Raw genomic sequence first — 15,725 nt, forward strand, 5'->3', positions numbered from 1 at the left:
GAGCCACGGCTTCCTCGATCGCCCTCCTCACCCCCATTCACCACGCCCGAAATTCCTGGTCCCGCCCGCCGCCGAATTCCGCTATTGAGGGACGCGGCAATCGTTCTGCCCTCCTGCGAGCATTCCGCCCAACCGATCCGTCTCGCGGGAAGCGTGGTCTCTCGATGCAGCTCTATCTCCCGATCGCCGATCTTCCGGTCAACGTCTTCCTCGTGCTGGCGATGGGCGCCGCGGTCGGCTTCGTCTCCGGCATGTTCGGAATCGGCGGCGGCTTCCTGATGACGCCGCTTTTGATCTTCATCGGCATCACGCCGGCGGTCGCGGTCGCCTCCGTCGCGAGCCACATCGCAGCCTCGTCCTTTTCCGGCGCGCTTGCCTATTGGCGGCGCCGCGCGATCGACCCCGCGCTGGCGAGCGTGCTGTTGTGCGGCGGCGTCACCGGGACGGCGCTCGGCGTGTGGACCTTCACGCAGCTGCGCGCGCTCGGCCAGCTCGATCTGATGATCGCACTGTCCTACGTCGTGCTGCTCACCACCGTCGGCAGCCTGATGTTCTCCGAAGGCCTGCGTGCCCTGATGCGGACCCGGCGCGGCGCGCTGGCGCCACGACGCACGCATAGCTGGATTCATGGCCTGCCGCTGAAGATGCGGTTCAAGCGCTCCAAGATCTACCTCTCGGTCATTCCGGTCGTGATCGTCGGCATCCTGATCGGCTTCATCGGCGCCATCATGGGCATCGGCGGCGGCTTCATCCTGGTGCCGATCATGATCTACCTGCTTCGGGTGCCGACCTCGACGGTGATCGGCACCTCGATGGTCCTGACGCTGGTCACGATGCTGTTTGCGACCCTGCTGCATGCCGTGACCAACCACCTGGTCGACGCCGTGCTGGCGCTGATCCTGATGGTCGGCGGCGTCACCGGTGCGCAGTTCGGCGCACGCGCCGGCCAGAAGATCCGCGGCGAGCAGCTGCGGCTGCTGCTCGGCCTGCTGATCCTCTCGGTCGGCGTTCGCTTCGCCATCGAGCTGGTGATCCGGCCCGAGGACCTCTTCACCATCCGCGAGCTGGGGGTGAACGGATGATGCGCGCAGCTCTCGCAGTCCTGCTCGTTCTGCTGCTCGGCTCCGCCGCGCGCGCCGAGCGGCTGATCGTGTCGGTCTCCAACCATCGCGTCACGGTGACGCCAAACTATTCCGGCGAGGAGCTGGTACTGTTTGGCTCGGTTGAGAAGGACGCCTCCACGGGCGCCGACCGCAAGACCTACGATCTCGTCGTCACCGTGATGGGCCCGCGCGCCGACATGGTGACGCGGCGCAAGGAGCGTACCTTCGGGATCTGGATCAACACCGACTACCGTCAGTTCCTGGCGGTGCCGAGCTATCTTGCGCTGTTCGCCAACCGCTCCTTCGATGTCATCACCTCGCCCGAGATCGCGCGGCGCCAGCAGATCGGGCTCAACAACGTGCTGCTGACCCAACGGGTCAGCGGCGACTATGCCGACGTGGTGCCGAACGACGCGTTCCGCTCCGCCTTCATCCGCCTGCGCACCCAGCGCGGTCTCTACCGCGAGGATCCGAGCGCGGTGACGTTCCTGACGCCAACGTTGTTTCGCACCGGCATTCCACTGCCGGCGGAGGTGCCGATCGGCACCTATGAGGTCGAGATCAAGCTGTTCGCCGACGGCGCGTTCATCGGCAAGACCGAGACCGCGTTCGAGATCGTCAAGGTCGGCTTCGAGCAGTTCGTCGCCACCACCGCGCGGCAGAACGGGTTGATCTACGGCCTCGTCACCGCGGCGATGGCGCTGATGACGGGCTGGATGGCGTCGATTGTGTTTCGGAAGGATTAGCCGCATACGCTCGTCATTGCGAGCGCAGCGAAGCAATCCAGCTATTTCCGCGGCACGGATTCTGGATTGCCTTCGTGCCGCGGAAATAGCCTGGATTGCTTCGCTTCGCTCGCAATGCGACGGTGGTGCTAACTACGGCGCCTGCACCACCGTCGGCACGCCGGGCTCGAGCAACCGCAGCCGCGTCCCGAAACCCAGCACATCAAATGTCTTGCGCAGATCCTCGCTGTTCTGGCGGAAATGCGCCCAACCCTCCGTATGAACCGGCACGATCATCGCATCGGGGAAGGCGCGTGCGGTCTCGATGGTGTCGTTGGTGTCCATGGTGAGATGGAAGGGCCCGCGCGTTTGCGCGGCGCCGGCGAACGGCATCACCACGCCGCATTTGAAACGGCGCGCGACCTCGGCGACGCCATCGAACCAGGTGGTGTCGCCGCTGATGTAGACCGATGTGGTGTCGGTCCCGCTCGACGACACCACGAAGCCGATGACATCGCCTGACAGCGGCTCGATGCCGGCCGGGCCGTGACGCGCGGGCGTGGCGGTGATCGTCAGCGTGCTGCCGTCACGATCTTTCAGCTGCGCCGTGCCCCACGGCGCCAAACCTTCGACATGCCCGCCGAGGCGCTGCGCGCCGGCCTCGGTGGTCAGCACGCGCTTCACATGTTTGAGAAAGTCGCGGCCGGAATTGTCGAGATTGTCGGAATGCTGGTCGTGGCTGAGCAGGACCGCGTCGACCGGGCCGATTGCGTCGGGCCTCATTGCAGGCCCGATTGTCTTCTCCAGCTTTACGTGCGGCAGTTGATAGTCGCCCGGCGCATCGAAGGTCGGATCAGTGAGCAGGCGAAAGCCATCGATCTCGATCAGCGCAGTGGGACCGCCGATCAGGGTGATGGAAATGGGCATGATGGACTCCTTTTACGAGACGGATTTGGCGGGCCGCGTCACCAGGTAGATGCCGAGTGCGACCGGAATGATTCCGAGCAGATCGCGCGCCTCGACGTGCTCGCCGAGCACGAGATACGCAAACAGCATGCCGAGCGGCGGCATCAGGAAATGATAGGCACTGGCAGCCGTCGCGCCACACACTTTCAGGAGATGAAACCAGAGCCAGTACGCCAGGATCGAGCCACCGAGCACGAGGAAAGCAAAGGCGCCGATCAGGCCCGGCGTGAAGTCGATGGCATGAACATCGGCGAAGGTCAGCGCGACCGGCGTCAGCACGATGCCGGCGGCGAGATTCTGCACGCCATTGCCGATCCACAACGAGCCTTTTGGCGCGAGCAGCTTGAACAAAATGGTGCCGGCGACGAGGGAGGCAAGCGAGGCCAGCGAGAACACGATGCCGTGCAGCGAGTCGGTGCCGACGGACAGGCGGTGCCAGACGATCAAGGTCACGCCGATGATGCCGAGCAGGAGGCCGCTCGCCTTGCGCCACGTCATGCCTTCGCCGAGCAGAAGCGCGGCGAGGCCGGCCGTGAACACCGGATTGGCCGACACGATCAGGCCACCGAGGCCGGCCGAAACCGACTGCAGGCCGGTGTAGCCGAGCCCGAGATAGAGCGCGTTGTTGGCGACGCCGAGCACGGCGAAGATGGCGGCATCGCGCCACGACAGCGACCAGTCATCGCCGCGAACCAGCGTGGCGCCGAGGATCAGGATGCCGGCCAGCGAGAAGCGCGCGGCGAGCAGGATCAGCGGAGGGCAATGGGTCACGCCGATCTTGCCGGCGACGAAGGCGTAGCTCCAGAGCAGGCAGAACAGGCCGATCGCAAGCGGCAGCGTGTTGAAGCGACTGCGGGGAACGGAGATCGAAGGGGCGAGCGACATGAGGGACATTCTCCTGAGCCCTCGATCTAGACAGCCCGCTTGCCATTTGGAAATTAAATGATTAACTACCGATCAGTGGATTTTCGAATGGAGGCCGTCCATGCTCGATCTGGAGCTCCTGCGCAGCTTCGTCTCGGTGGTCGATGCCGGCGGCTTCACCCGCGCCGGCGAGCGCGTCCATCGGACGCAATCGACCGTCAGCCAGCAGATCAAGCGGCTGGAGGAGGATGTCAGCCAGGTCCTGCTGCATCGCGACGGCAAAGACGTGCGCCCCACCGAAGCCGGCGAACGGCTGCTGTCCTATGCGCGGCGGTTGTTGTCGCTTGCGGAGGAGGCACGCGACGTGCTGCGCCAGCCCGACGGCGAAGGCGCGATCCGGCTCGGCATTCCCGAGGATTTTGCCGCGTATCGGCTGGCGAAGCTGCTTGGCGCCTTCTCGCGCTCGCATCCGGGCCTGCGGCTCGATGTGCGCGCCGATCAGAGCAAGCATCTGGCGCGCGATCTCGATCGCGGCGAACTGGATCTGGCGCTGTTCAAGCGTGCGGCCGGTGAGAAGGGCGCCATTGCGGTGTGGCCGGAGCAGGTGCACTGGGTCACCAGCAAGTGCCATCCGATCCATGCCGATGTCGCCTCGGTGCCGCTGATCGGCTTTCCGCTCGGCTGCCTCTACCGCGCCGGCGCCATCCACGCGCTGGAAAGCGCGGGCCGCATTTGGCACATGTCCTATACGTCATCGAGCCTCGCCGGCATCCAGGCCGCGGTCGCCGCCGGCATGGGCTTGAGCATCCTGTCGGAGATGGCGATCCAGTCCGACCATCGCGTGCTGACCGCAAAGGACGGCTTTGCGCCAATCAACCGGACGGAAGTCGCGTTGATGGCCGCGCCGGGCGCAAGTCCCGCGACGCTGCGGCTCGCCGATCGGCTGGCTGAGTTCTGCGACGATGTGCAGGCGAAGGCGGCTTAACTGCACCGTGACGCGGCGATCGCGTGGACGCGGCGGTCGCCGAGCAAATGCGCGACCAAACCGTTCTTTGGAAAGATCTTTGCAAACGCCGCGTCGCGGATGCTGAGGCCGCCGGCATAGGCGCCGAAGGCGGGCATCACGGCGCGCATCCCGTCGCAGGCGAAGCAGCGGCGCTCCATCGAACGGCCGCGCGCGGAGACGCGAGCCTTGGGATGAAGATGGCCGGCGATCTCGCCGCTCGCGCCGGTCGGTTCGTGGCGGAAGGTGATCGCGCCGATCGCGACTTCGTCGGCGACGGTGCCGCCGAGATCACGCGGCAGCGCCGGATCGTGATTGCCTGAGATCCAGATCCAGTCACGGCCGGCCTGCATGGCGGCGACCGCGTCGCGATCCTCCGCCGACAGCCGTCCATGCGCGGTGCGATCGTGAAAACTGTCGCCGAGCGCAATGACGATTCGCGGATCATGGCGGGAGATGACAGCAGCGAGACGACTGAGCGTCGCGATGGTGTCGTAAGGCGGCAGCAGCACGCCGCGCATGGCGAAGCTGGAACCTTTTTCCAGATGCAGATCGGAGACGACGAGCAGGCGCTGCTCTTCCCAGAACAGCGCGCCGGAAAGATCGGCCGCGAACGTCACGCTGCTGATGCTGACATTCGAAACGCGCATGTCCTCGATATCCCCTGAACCCAGCGCGCCTGCCGTCACGTCAAAACCTGCTCTTATCCCATCGCCTCTTTGACGAGCTCGTCGGCAGCTTCGGCCAGGAGCTCGTCTCCAGCTTCGCCATAAACTGACTCGCGGCCGATTTCCAGCATCACGGGGACCGCGAGCGGCGAGACGCGATCGAGTTCCCGGTGTGTGATGCGGCCCTGGATGCGGGTGAGCATGTCGCTGAGGCGGCGCAGATCGAGCAGGCCGGTGGCGGCATCGGCCCGTGCGGCACGCAATAGCACGTGATCGGCCTGGTGCTTGCGCAAGACGTCGTAGACGAGATCGGTCGAGAACAGCACCTGGCGCCGGCTCTTCTCCTCGCCGGTGTGCCGGCGCGCGATCAGGCCGGAGATGATCGCACAATTGCGGAAGGTGCGCTTCATCAGCGCGGATTCGGCGAGCCAGGCTTCGAGGTCGTCGCCGAGCATGTCGGGATCGAACAGTGCGTCGAGGTCAATCCTGCCGTCCCGGATCATGAAGGACAGGTCGCCGAGCGCCCAGACCGCGATCGCATATTCGTTGGCGACGAAGCCGAGCGGCCTGGCGCGGGCACGCTCCAGCCGGCGCGTCAACAGCATGCCGAGCGTCTGGTGGGCGAGCCGGCCTTCGAAGGGGTAGCAGACGATGTAGTGCTTGTTGGCGCGGGGAAAACTCTCGACCAGCAGCTCGCGCACCGCGGGTACGCGCGAGACGTCCTTTTGCAACGACAGCCAATCGCGCACCTGCTCCGGCAAGGCGCCCCACGCGCGCCCATCATCGAGCAGGCGGCGGACGCGTTCGGCAAGATAGGTCGACAGCGGAAACTTGCCGCCCATGTAGGACGGCACTTTCGGGTCCTTGTCGTTGGCGCGCGAGACGTAGACCTGGTCCTCGACCAGGGTCTCGTAGCGCACCACCTCGCCAGAGAACACGAAGGTGTCGCCGGGGCTGAGGCCCTCGATGAAGGCTTCCTCGATCTCGCCGAGCAGCCTGCCGCCGCGCGCGATCACGCCCGTCGAGCCGCCTGCCTTGCCTTGGCCGCCGCCGCGCGAGCGCACCAGCCGCACCTTCAGCATGTCGTCCTCGACGATGGTGCCGACATTCATGCGGTAGCTCTGCCGCACCTTGGGATTGGCGACGCGCCAGCGCCCCTCCTTGTCCTGCTTGATGCGGGCGAAGCGCTCATAGGTCTTCAGCGCGTAGCCGCCGGAGGCGACGAAATCGACCACGTCGTCGAAATCCTGCCGCGTGAGATCGGCGTAGGGCGCGGCGGTGCGCACCTCGTCGTAGAGCTCGTCGGAGAAAAACGGTTCGCCGCAGGCGCAGCCGAGCACATGCTGGGCCAGCACGTCGAGTGCACCGATGCGTAGTGGCGGCGTGTCCTGCGCATTCTCCGCGATAGCGTCGATCGCGACGCGGCACTCCAGCACCTCGAAGCGGTTCGCCGGCACCAGCACCGCGCGTGAGGCTTCGTCGAGCCGGTGATTGGCGCGGCCGATGCGCTGCATCAGGCGCGAGGAGCCCTTGGGCGCGCCGATATTGACGACCAGATCGACGTCGCCCCAGTCGACGCCGAGATCGAGCGAGGAGGTACAGACCACGCCGCGCAGTTTGCCCGCCGACATCGCGTCCTCGACCTTGCGGCGCTGGGCGACGTCGAGCGAGCCGTGATGCAGCGCGATGGCAAGGTTGTCGTCGTTCATGCTCCAGAGGTTCTGGAACAGCATCTCGGCCTGGCTGCGGGTGTTGACGAAAACAAGCGTGGTCCTGTTGGCCTTGATCAGCTCGTAGATCTCGGGAAGCGCATGGCGCGCGCTGTGGCCGGCCCAGGGCAGGCGCTCGCGCGTGTCCATCATCTCGACCAGCGGCGGTGCCGCGCCGCCGGCAATGACGATGTCGGCCGCCGCTTCCTTGCCGCCGGGCTGCGGCACCAGGAAGCGCGCCAGCGATTCCGGCTCGGCCACGGTCGCCGACAGGCCGATGGCGCGCATCTGCGGCGCCAATCGCCACAGCCGCGCGAGCCCAAGAGACAGAAGATCACCGCGCTTGGACGTCACCAGCGCATGCAGCTCGTCGAGCACGATGCGCTTCAAGGAGGAGAACAGGAACGGCGCGTCGTCGGAGGACAGCAGCAGCGCGAGCTGTTCGGGCGTCGTCAGCAGGATATCAGGCGGATAGCGCCGCTGCCGCTGCCGCCGCGATGTTGGCGTGTCGCCGGTGCGGGTCTCGATCTTGATCGGCAGCGCCATCTCGGCGACGGGACGCTCGAGGTTGCGCGCGATATCGACGGCGAGCGCCTTGAGCGGCGAGATGTAGAGGGTGTGCAGGCCGCCGCTGCGTTGCAGGCTGCGGCCGGTGGAGACCACCGATGTCGCCGAAGCTTTGGGCGCAGAGCTCAGCTTCACCAACGTCGGCAAAAATCCCGCCAGCGTCTTGCCGGCGCCGGTGGGCGCGATCAGCAGTGCGGACCGGTCCTCACGCGCCTTCTCCAGCAGCGCCAATTGATGCGCGCGCGGCGACCAGCCGCGGGCCGCGAACCACGCCTTGAAGCGGTCGGGCAACAGCGCGGCAGACGCGGCCGGGATTTTGCGGATGCGGGGCGGCACGCATCACAGGTAAGCCGTGGGGCGGGGTTCGTCGAGGGGTGGGAGGCCTTCCTTACCCTCTCCCCGCTTGCGGGGAGAGGGTAAGATACAGCAGTGCTCGCCTCTACTCCGTCACAGGCTTGTCGGACACGATCCAATCCTTGCCGTTGAAGGTCGAGATGAACAACGTCTTCATCGGGGTGTAGTCGCCGGGCGTGTAGTTGTAATTGACGCCGTCGAGGAAGAACGGCGAATGGAAGCCGTCGAGGGTCGATGCCTGCTTGAGCACGTTTTCGCGCGTGAGCTCATCGCCGCAGCGGCGCAGAATCTCGCCCATGGTCACCGCCTGGCCGTAACCGGCGTAGGCGATGGTGTTGTCGGGATCGACGCTCGGCAAATAGGCTTTCCGCAGCGCGTCGAACGCCATCACGTCCTTATCCGCCTCCCAGGGGCCGGGCCCGGCATCCTTGGAGTAACGGATCGCGACGATGCCGGTCGCATTCTCGAGTCCGGCGGCACTGAGGATCGAGCGGCCGGTGGAGCCGGCCGACAGCAGTTGCAGCGGCTTCCAGCCGAGCTCGGTGACCTTGCGGATCGACTGCGACGAGGCCTTGCCGGTGGAGATGTTGTAGAAGACGTCGGCGCCGGACTTCGAGAGATTGATGAGCTGGGAATCGACGGTCGGATCGGTCAGATCGTAGGTCTGCTCCATGATCACCTTTGCGGCCCCGCCGGCGTCTTCCAAGACTTTCTTGAAGGGCCCGAGGAAGTCGCGGCCAAAATCGTCGTTCTGATAGAGGATGCCGACCTTGGCATTCGGCTTCACGCTGAGGACGTGCCGCGCCAGGATGCGGGCTTCGGTCGGATAGAGCGGCAGGCCCGCCATCGTCCATTTGAACTCTTTCGGATTATTCCACTTGGAGGCGCCGGTGTTGAGCAAAAGCTGCGGCACGCCCTTTGAGTTCAGATATTTGTGCACGGCGGTTTGCGGCGCGGTGCCGAGCGAGCCGTAGAGCGCGAGCACCTCTTCCTGTTCGACCAGGCGCCGCGTCGCCTCGACGCATTTCGGCGCGCTGTAGGCATCGTCCATGGTGAGGAATTTGACCTTGCGTCCGTTGATGCCGCCCTTCTCGTTCAGCATCTGGAAATAGGCCTCGCCGACGCGCCCGAGCACGCCGTAGAGCGAGCCGGGGCCGGAATGCGGCACGGTCTGCCCGATCTTGATCTCGGTGTCGCTGGCGCCGGCATCGTATTTCTTCTCGGCAGCCCAGACGGAGGGCGCGGGCAAGGTGGATGCCGCGATGGTGGCGAGCGCGGCGGCGCTGAAATCGCGCCGCGATGGATTCTTCGTCATTATTCGTTTCTCCCTGGTGCGCGCATTGTGCTGGCATCGCCGCACGGCTCGCAAGTGGGAAGTCACGGCTTTGCGACGCAATGACGCTTAAAGCGCCGCATATAGCGCCTAGACTCAAGTTTTCTCGGCGACCACGACGAGGCCGCGCACCGGCTCGTTGTTCTCGGTGCGTGGCGAAGCCTGCTCCAAAGTGAGGAGCTTGAAGCCGGCCTGCGCCATCGTATCGCGCACATATTCCGCCGAATGGGCATAGCGCAGGCCTTCGCCGAGAACGATGCCGCTGCCGTCATGAGTCTCCAGCGTGAACGCAAGCACGCCGCCGGGCGCGAGCACGCGCCTGGCTTCACTGAGCACCGGGGCGAGATCGGGGAGATAGACGAACGCATCGGCCGCGACGACGAGGTTTGCGCTCCCATCGCTCCTGCTGCGCAGGCCCTCGATCATGTCGGCGACTTCGAGCTCGGCATAGAGGCCGGTGGCGCGCGCCTCCTTGACCATGCCGGGCGACAGATCGATGCCGATGAACTGGTCGACCTGTTTTGCGAAGGCGGCGGCCGCAAGCCCCGTCCCACATCCGAGATCGATGGCGCGCTTGAACAGGGCGGGCTTCTTCGCGGCGACGCGGGCAGCCACCACCGCCTTGAAGATCAACGACGGCGCGCGATAGCCGAGATCGTTGATCAGCACGTGCTCGAAACGCGGCGCGTATTGATCGAACAAGGCCTGCACATAGGCCTTGGGCATTTCGGACAATTGCGCGTCGCCAAGGCGTATCAGATGCAAATGGGCGCCATGCTGATCGCTCGGGTCGGACTCGCGCGATTTGCGAAAGGCCGCAATGGCCTTGTCGCGCTCGCCGACTTGCGCGCGGATTTCGCCGAGCGTGAACCAGGCCGAGGTGAAATTCGGCGCAAGCTCGATGGTCTGCTCCAGCAGGTCGGCGGCGGCCGCCAGATCGCCCTTGAGCTGAAGATCGCGCGCGAACTCGAAGCGGCGGTCGGCCATGAGATCGCCGGAGGTCAGGAACAGGCGCAGGGGCATTGGGGAACCAGGAAGCGAAGTGGGCGGGTGACTCGAAGATGCGGGGTCGCGACCTATATAACAGGCATGCGTCCGCAAGACATCCTGCTGCCAGTTGCTGCCGGCCTATGCTGCAAGCCGGGCGGCTTCCATATCGACCCCGTCCGGCCGGTCGAGCGGGCCGTGATCACCCATGGCCATTCCGACCATGCCCGCGCCGGCCACGGCGCGGTGCTGGCGACGCAGGAAACGCTGGACATGATGCGGCTGCGCTATGGCGAGAATTTCGCCGGCTCGACGCAGGCGATCCGCTATGGCGAGGAGATCCGGCTCGGCGACGTCAGCGTGAAGTTTCACCCGGCCGGCCATGTGCTCGGTTCGGCGCAGGTCGCGGTCACCTGCAAGGACACCTGCATCGTCGCCTCCGGCGACTACAAGGATGCACCCGACCCGACCTGCACGCCGTTCGAGCTGGTATCCTGCGACGTCTTCATCACCGAGGCGACGTTCGGACTGCCGGTGTTTCGGCATGGCGATGCGGCCGATGAGGTCAAGAAGCTGCTGGCTTCGGTGGCGCTGTTTCCGGAGCGCGCGCATCTCGTCGGCGCCTATTCGCTCGGCAAGGCGCAGCGCGTGATCGCGCTGCTGCGCCAAGCCGGCTACGACGCGCCGATCTATCTGCATGGCGCGATGGAGAAGATCACGCATTACTATCAGAGCCGCGGGATCGAGCTCGGCGAGTTGCGGCCGGTGAAGGAGGTGAAGAAAGCGGCGCTCGCCGGCACCATCACGCTGGCGCCGCCCTCTGCGACATCCGATCTCTGGACCCGGCGGTTTCCCGATCCGGTCACGGCATTCGCCTCCGGCTGGATGCGGGTGCGCGCCCGCGCGCGGCAACGCGGCATCGAGCTGCCGCTGGTGATCTCGGATCATGCCGATTGGGACGGCCTCACCGCCACGATCGCGGCGACCGGTGCCGGCGAGATCTGGGTCACCCACGGCCAGGAAGACGCGCTGGTGCATTGGTGCCAAAGCACGGGCTTGCGGGCGCGGCCGCTCGATCTGGTCGGCTACGGCGACGAGGAGGAGACCGAGACCCCGCTCGCTGACGAGGCCGAAGCATGAACCGCTTCGCCGAACTGCTCGACCGCCTCGCCTACGAGCCCGGCCGCAACAACAAGCTGCGCCTGATCACCAGCTATTTTCGCGAGGTCGCCGATCCCGACCGCGGCTACGCGCTGGCCGCGCTGACCGGTGCGCTGAGCTTCAAACACGCCAAGCCCGCGCTGATCCGCGACCTGATCGCCTCGCGCACCGACCCGGTGCTGTTCGGGCTGAGTTACGATTATGTCGGCGATCTCTCCGAGACGGTGGCGCTGATGTGGCCGAAGGCCATGGGTGTCCACAACAATCCGCCACCCCCAACCCTCACCGAGGTCGTCACCACGCTGCGCACGCTCGGCAAGACCGAGCTGCCAAAACAGCTCGAGCGCTGGCTCGACGAGTTGGATGAGACCGGCCGCTGGGCGCTGTTGAAGCTCGTCACCGGCGCGTTGCGCATCGGCATCTCCGCGCGCCTGGCCAAGACTGCGGCCGCGGCACTCGGCGACAAGGACCCGCATGAGGTCGAGCTGATCTGGCCCGGTCTCGCGCCGCCCTATCTCGACCTGTTCGCCTGGCTGGAAGGCCGCGCCGACAAGCCGGTCAATCGCGATCCCGCGCCGTTTCGCCCGGTGATGCTGGCGCATGCGATCGAGGACACGGATTTCGCCGCGCTCGATCCCGCCGACTACATCGCCGAATGGAAATGGGACGGCATCCGCGTGCAGGCGATCGCCGGCCGCGACGAGCACGGCCGCATCACCGCGCGGCTCTATTCGCGCACCGGCGAGGATATCACTGGAAGCTTTCCGGATCTCGTGCCGGCGTTGCGGCTACCCGGCGCCATCGACGGCGAGCTTCTGATTCTGCGCGAAGGGCGCGTGCAGAGTTTCAATGTTCTGCAACAGCGGCTCAACCGCAAGGTCGTGTCTCCGAAGCTGATCAAGGAGTTTCCGATTCATCTGCGCGCCTACGATCTGCTCGGCGACGACGAGAACGATTTGCGCGAGCTACCGTTCGCGGAGCGCCGCGAACGGTTGGAGATTTTCATCGGCAAGGTCGACGATTCCCGCATCGATCTCTCGCCCACCGTGCCCTTCGCAAGCTGGGACGCACTGACCGCCGCACGCGCCGATCCCGCGAGCGCTGGTGCGGGCGAAGACGCGGACGCCGTCGAAGGCGTGATGCTGAAGCGGCGCGATGCCCCCTATCTGCCGGGACGGCCGAAGGGACAGTGGTGGAAGTGGAAGCGCGATCCGCACATCATCGACGCCGTGCTGATGTATGCGCAGCGCGGCCACGGCAAACGCTCGTCCTACTATTCCGACTACACCTTTGGCGTCTGGACCGCAGGCGCGGGCAGTGACGAGCTGGTGCCGGTCGGAAAAGCCTATTTCGGCTTCACCGACGAGGAGCTGCTCCAGATCGACCGCTTCGTGCGTCGCAATACCACCGAAAAATTCGGTCCCGTCCGCCACGTCGTGCACGAGCCGGACAAAGGCCTGGTGCTGGAGGTCGCCTTCGAGGGGCTGCAGCGCTCACCACGGCACAAATCCGGCGTCGCGATGCGCTTTCCCCGCATCAGCCGCTTGCGCTGGGACAAGCCGCCGCGGGAGGCCGACCGGCTGGAAACACTGGAAAAGATGCTGAAAGCGGAGGCGGCGGAGATTGAGGCTTAAGAAGCCCCGGGCGTGTGGTTGCCCGAATTAAAATCCCGTAAGCCGATTGACGCCCCCTCACGGGTTCCCCATGTCCACCGCCTTGCCCTATGATAGGGTCGAATCCCCTGAGGAGTTTGAGATGGCCCACGACGTCAGAGATTTGCCGGCCGGCCGCAGTGATGGCCTGAACCGCTTTCTCGGCGGCTCGCCGCTGGCGGTCGCGTTTCGCCTGGTGCTGCTCTCGATCCTCGTCGGCGTCGTGCTGGCGGCGATCGGCTTCGATCCCTGGAATATTCTCTACAGCATTCGTCTCTTGTTCCAGCGGTTGTGGGATCTCGGCTTCGATACCGTGAACTGGCTGTGGCGCTACTTCCTGCTCGGCGCTGTCATCGTGATCCCGATCTGGCTGCTGATGCGCGTTTTCGGCGCGCCGCGCAGGTAGGCCGTTAGTTTTGAGCATGATCTTGTCGGAAAACCGCTTCACACTTTTCCGGATCATGCTCTAGGGAGCTCGCAGCCGATGCAATTGCGCTTTGTCGGCTGCGGCGACGCCTTCGGATCGGGCGGCAGGCTCAACACCTGCTTCCACGTCTCGGGGCGCGAAGCCAACTTCCTGATCGATTGTGGCGCGTCGGCTTTGCCGGCGCTGAAGCGGCTCGAGATCGACTGCAATGAGATCGATCTCATCCTGATCACGCATTTCCACGGCGACCATTTTGCGGGGCTGCCGTTTGTTCTGCTCGACGCGCAATTCTCGCGGCGGACGCGGCCGCTCACGATCGCCGGCCCCAAAGGCATCGAGACGCGGCTGCGTGCGGTGATGGAGGCTCTGTTCGAGCACTCCTCGAAGACGAAACAGCGCTTCGAGCTGTCCGTCGTCGAGCTCGCGCCCGAGCAGAGCCAAAGCTTCGGCGCGGTGACGGTGACGCCCTACCCCGTCGTGCACGGTGAATCCGGCGGACCGTTCCTCGCTTATCGCGTCGAAGCGGAAGGCCGCACGCTGGCCTACAGCGCCGATACCGAATGGACGGAGACGCTCATTCCGTTGGCGCATGGCGCGGACCTTTTCATCGCCGAGGCCTATATGTACGAGAAGGTGGTCAAGAATCACCTCAGCCTGAAGACCTTGGAACAGCACCTTCCCGAAATCGGCGCAAAACGCCTCGTGCTCACCCATATGAGCGAAGACGTGCTGTCGCGCCTCGACGACATCGCCCATCTCGCCGCCGAAGACGGCATGGTGCTCGTGTTCTGACATGCACGCACCCGTTCACGTGAAGATCGGTTCCCGTCAGGTCTTCGCCATCGCAGGACCTGCGATGGTCGCGAACCTCACCACGCCGCTGATCGGCGTGGTCTCGACCACCGCGATCGGACGGCTGGACGATGCCGCGCTGCTCGGCGGCGTCGCCATCGCGTCCGTCATCTTCGATTGCCTGTTCTGGCTATTCGGCTTCCTTCGCATGAGCACGCTCGCCTTCACGGCGCAGGCGCTCGGCGCCGGCGAGACGCGCGAGCTGACTGCGATTCTGGTGCGCGGCTTCATCGTCGCGGGCCTGATCGGCATAGCCCTGATCGCGCTGCAACTGCCGCTGGCCGCCGTGCTGTTCGACCTGATGGGCGGCAGCGAAGGCGTTACGCGCGCGGCGAAAACCTATTTCGTGATCCGGATCTGGTCGGCGCCACTGGCGCTCGCCAATTATGTCATCCTCGGCTGGCTGGTCGGCCAGGCCCGCGCCAATCCGGCGCTCGCGCTACAGGTCGTCATCAATCTCGTCAACGCGGCGGCGACGATCCTGCTGGTGCTGGTCTACGACACCGGCATCGCGGGTGCTGCGATCGCCGCACTGCTATCTGAAGCGGCCGGATTCGGGCTCGGCATGATGGTCTGCCGCCGCTATGCGGACGGCGGGTTCGCGGTGCCATACGCAGAGCTGTTCGACCGGACCAAGCTGATGCGGCTGCTGGCGGTGAATTCCGACATCCTGATCCGCACCGCGGCACTGATCGCCGTGTTTCTGTTTTTCACCGCCAAGGGCGCACGGGCTGGCGACGTCACGCTGGCCGCCAATTCCGTGCTCAACAATTTTCTGCTGGTCAGCGCCTTCTTCCTCGACGGTCTAGCGAACGCAGCCCAGCAGCTTTGCGGCCGTACGCTCGGCGCACGCGACGCGAGGGGATTTGCGGATTCGACCCGGCTGGTGCTGCTATGGGGGCTCGGCTTCGCGCTGGTCGTGTCCGCGCTGTTCGCGCTGTTTGGGCCGAATTTGATCGATGTCATGACGGCGAGCGAGGCCGTCCGTCGCGGTGCGCGGGAATTCCTGCCGTTCGTCGTGCTCGCGCCCATTCCCGGCGTGTTCGCCTTCGGCTTCGACGGCATCTATATCGGCGCGACCTGGGCGCGCGAGATGCGCAATCTGATGCTGGCCTCGCTCGCGATCTTCCTCGCCACATGGTGGGCGCTGCAATCGTTCGGCAATGCCGGGCTGTGGAGCGCGCTGATCGCCTCCTACGTCTCGCGCGGCGGCTTGCAGGCCGCGCGCTATCCGGCGCTGTACAGGAAGACGTTTCCGAAGCAGTCGCTGTAACGCGTAGCCCGGATGGAGCGAAAGCGTAGTCCGGGGCCTTCGCGTCCGCGGATCGAATCCCGGATTGCGCTTCGCTCCATC

General features: G+C 65.5%; 14 protein-coding genes. 8 read left to right on the forward strand and 6 right to left on the reverse strand.

Going from position 1 to position 15,725, the window contains the following annotated elements; all coding sequences use genetic code 11:
* Positions 1-164: 164 nt before the first annotated feature.
* Positions 165-1,082 (forward strand): sulfite exporter TauE/SafE family protein, encoded by a 918-nt coding sequence (locus IVB47_RS22090; protein WP_247432338.1) that lies wholly within the window; start codon positions 165-167, stop codon positions 1,080-1,082.
* Positions 1,079-1,849: a TIGR02186 family protein gene (locus tag IVB47_RS22095; RefSeq protein WP_247432341.1), complete on the forward strand. Its 771-nt coding sequence runs from the start codon at positions 1,079-1,081 to the stop codon at positions 1,847-1,849. The genes IVB47_RS22090 and IVB47_RS22095 overlap by 4 nt, the downstream gene beginning before the upstream one ends.
* A gap of 132 nt (positions 1,850-1,981) precedes the next feature.
* On the opposite strand, the gene IVB47_RS22100 is transcribed toward IVB47_RS22095, so the two are convergent.
* A complete protein-coding gene (locus IVB47_RS22100) occupies positions 1,982-2,755 on the reverse strand; it encodes an MBL fold metallo-hydrolase (RefSeq protein WP_247464252.1) in 774 nt (257 codons plus the stop codon).
* A 12-nt stretch (positions 2,756-2,767) separates the two neighbouring features.
* On the reverse strand, positions 2,768-3,679 hold the full coding sequence (locus tag IVB47_RS22105) for a DMT family transporter (RefSeq protein WP_247283137.1): 912 nt from the start codon (positions 3,677-3,679) through the stop codon (positions 2,768-2,770).
* 100 nt (positions 3,680-3,779) lie between these two features.
* Between IVB47_RS22105 and IVB47_RS22110 the strand changes: the two genes are divergently transcribed.
* The gene (locus IVB47_RS22110) at positions 3,780-4,643 is read left to right on the forward strand and encodes a LysR family transcriptional regulator (protein WP_247464255.1); all 864 of its coding nucleotides are present in this window, start codon (positions 3,780-3,782) and stop codon (positions 4,641-4,643) included.
* Here the strand turns inward: IVB47_RS22110 and pdeM are convergent.
* From pdeM to IVB47_RS22130, 4 genes are all read right to left on the reverse strand, one after another.
* The gene (gene pdeM, locus IVB47_RS22115; protein ID WP_247464257.1) at positions 4,640-5,311 is read right to left on the reverse strand and encodes a ligase-associated DNA damage response endonuclease PdeM; all 672 of its coding nucleotides are present in this window, start codon (positions 5,309-5,311) and stop codon (positions 4,640-4,642) included. The genes IVB47_RS22110 and pdeM overlap by 4 nt on opposite strands.
* Before the next feature lie 53 nt (positions 5,312-5,364).
* Positions 5,365-7,941 (reverse strand): ligase-associated DNA damage response DEXH box helicase, encoded by a 2,577-nt coding sequence (locus IVB47_RS22120; protein WP_247464261.1) that lies wholly within the window; start codon positions 7,939-7,941, stop codon positions 5,365-5,367.
* Positions 7,942-8,044: 103 nt separating this feature from the next.
* Positions 8,045-9,274 carry an ABC transporter substrate-binding protein gene (locus tag IVB47_RS22125; protein WP_247464265.1) on the reverse strand — a complete coding sequence of 410 codons (1,230 nt, stop codon included), beginning with the start codon at positions 9,272-9,274 and terminating at the stop codon, positions 8,045-8,047.
* Between the two features lie 114 nt (positions 9,275-9,388).
* Positions 9,389-10,315 (reverse strand): methyltransferase domain-containing protein, encoded by a 927-nt coding sequence (locus IVB47_RS22130; protein ID WP_247464268.1) that lies wholly within the window; start codon positions 10,313-10,315, stop codon positions 9,389-9,391.
* 66 nt (positions 10,316-10,381) lie between these two features.
* On the opposite strand from IVB47_RS22130, the gene IVB47_RS22135 reads away from it, so the two are divergent.
* The 5 genes from IVB47_RS22135 to IVB47_RS22155 all read left to right on the forward strand — a co-directional run bounded on the left by IVB47_RS22135 (position 10,382) and on the right by IVB47_RS22155 (position 15,644).
* Positions 10,382-11,419 carry a ligase-associated DNA damage response exonuclease gene (locus tag IVB47_RS22135; protein WP_247464271.1) on the forward strand — a complete coding sequence of 346 codons (1,038 nt, stop codon included), beginning with the start codon at positions 10,382-10,384 and terminating at the stop codon, positions 11,417-11,419.
* On the forward strand, positions 11,416-13,074 hold the full coding sequence (locus IVB47_RS22140) for a cisplatin damage response ATP-dependent DNA ligase (RefSeq protein WP_247464274.1): 1,659 nt from the start codon (positions 11,416-11,418) through the stop codon (positions 13,072-13,074). Before IVB47_RS22135 ends, IVB47_RS22140 begins: the two co-directional genes overlap by 4 nt.
* 121 nt (positions 13,075-13,195) lie before the next feature.
* Positions 13,196-13,498: a DUF6460 domain-containing protein gene (locus tag IVB47_RS22145; RefSeq protein WP_007605031.1), complete on the forward strand. Its 303-nt coding sequence runs from the start codon at positions 13,196-13,198 to the stop codon at positions 13,496-13,498.
* Positions 13,499-13,576: 78 nt separating this feature from the next.
* Positions 13,577-14,311 (forward strand): MBL fold metallo-hydrolase, encoded by a 735-nt coding sequence (locus IVB47_RS22150; RefSeq protein ID WP_027570008.1) that lies wholly within the window; start codon positions 13,577-13,579, stop codon positions 14,309-14,311.
* Position 14,312: 1 nt separating this feature from the next.
* Positions 14,313-15,644, forward strand: a complete 1,332-nt coding sequence (locus IVB47_RS22155) for an MATE family efflux transporter (protein WP_247464276.1) — start codon at positions 14,313-14,315, stop codon at positions 15,642-15,644.
* Positions 15,645-15,725: the final 81 nt, after the last annotated feature.

Origin of the sequence: Bradyrhizobium sp. 62 (genome assembly GCF_023073035.1) — a bacterium.
Lineage (GTDB): Bacteria > Pseudomonadota > Alphaproteobacteria > Rhizobiales > Xanthobacteraceae > Bradyrhizobium.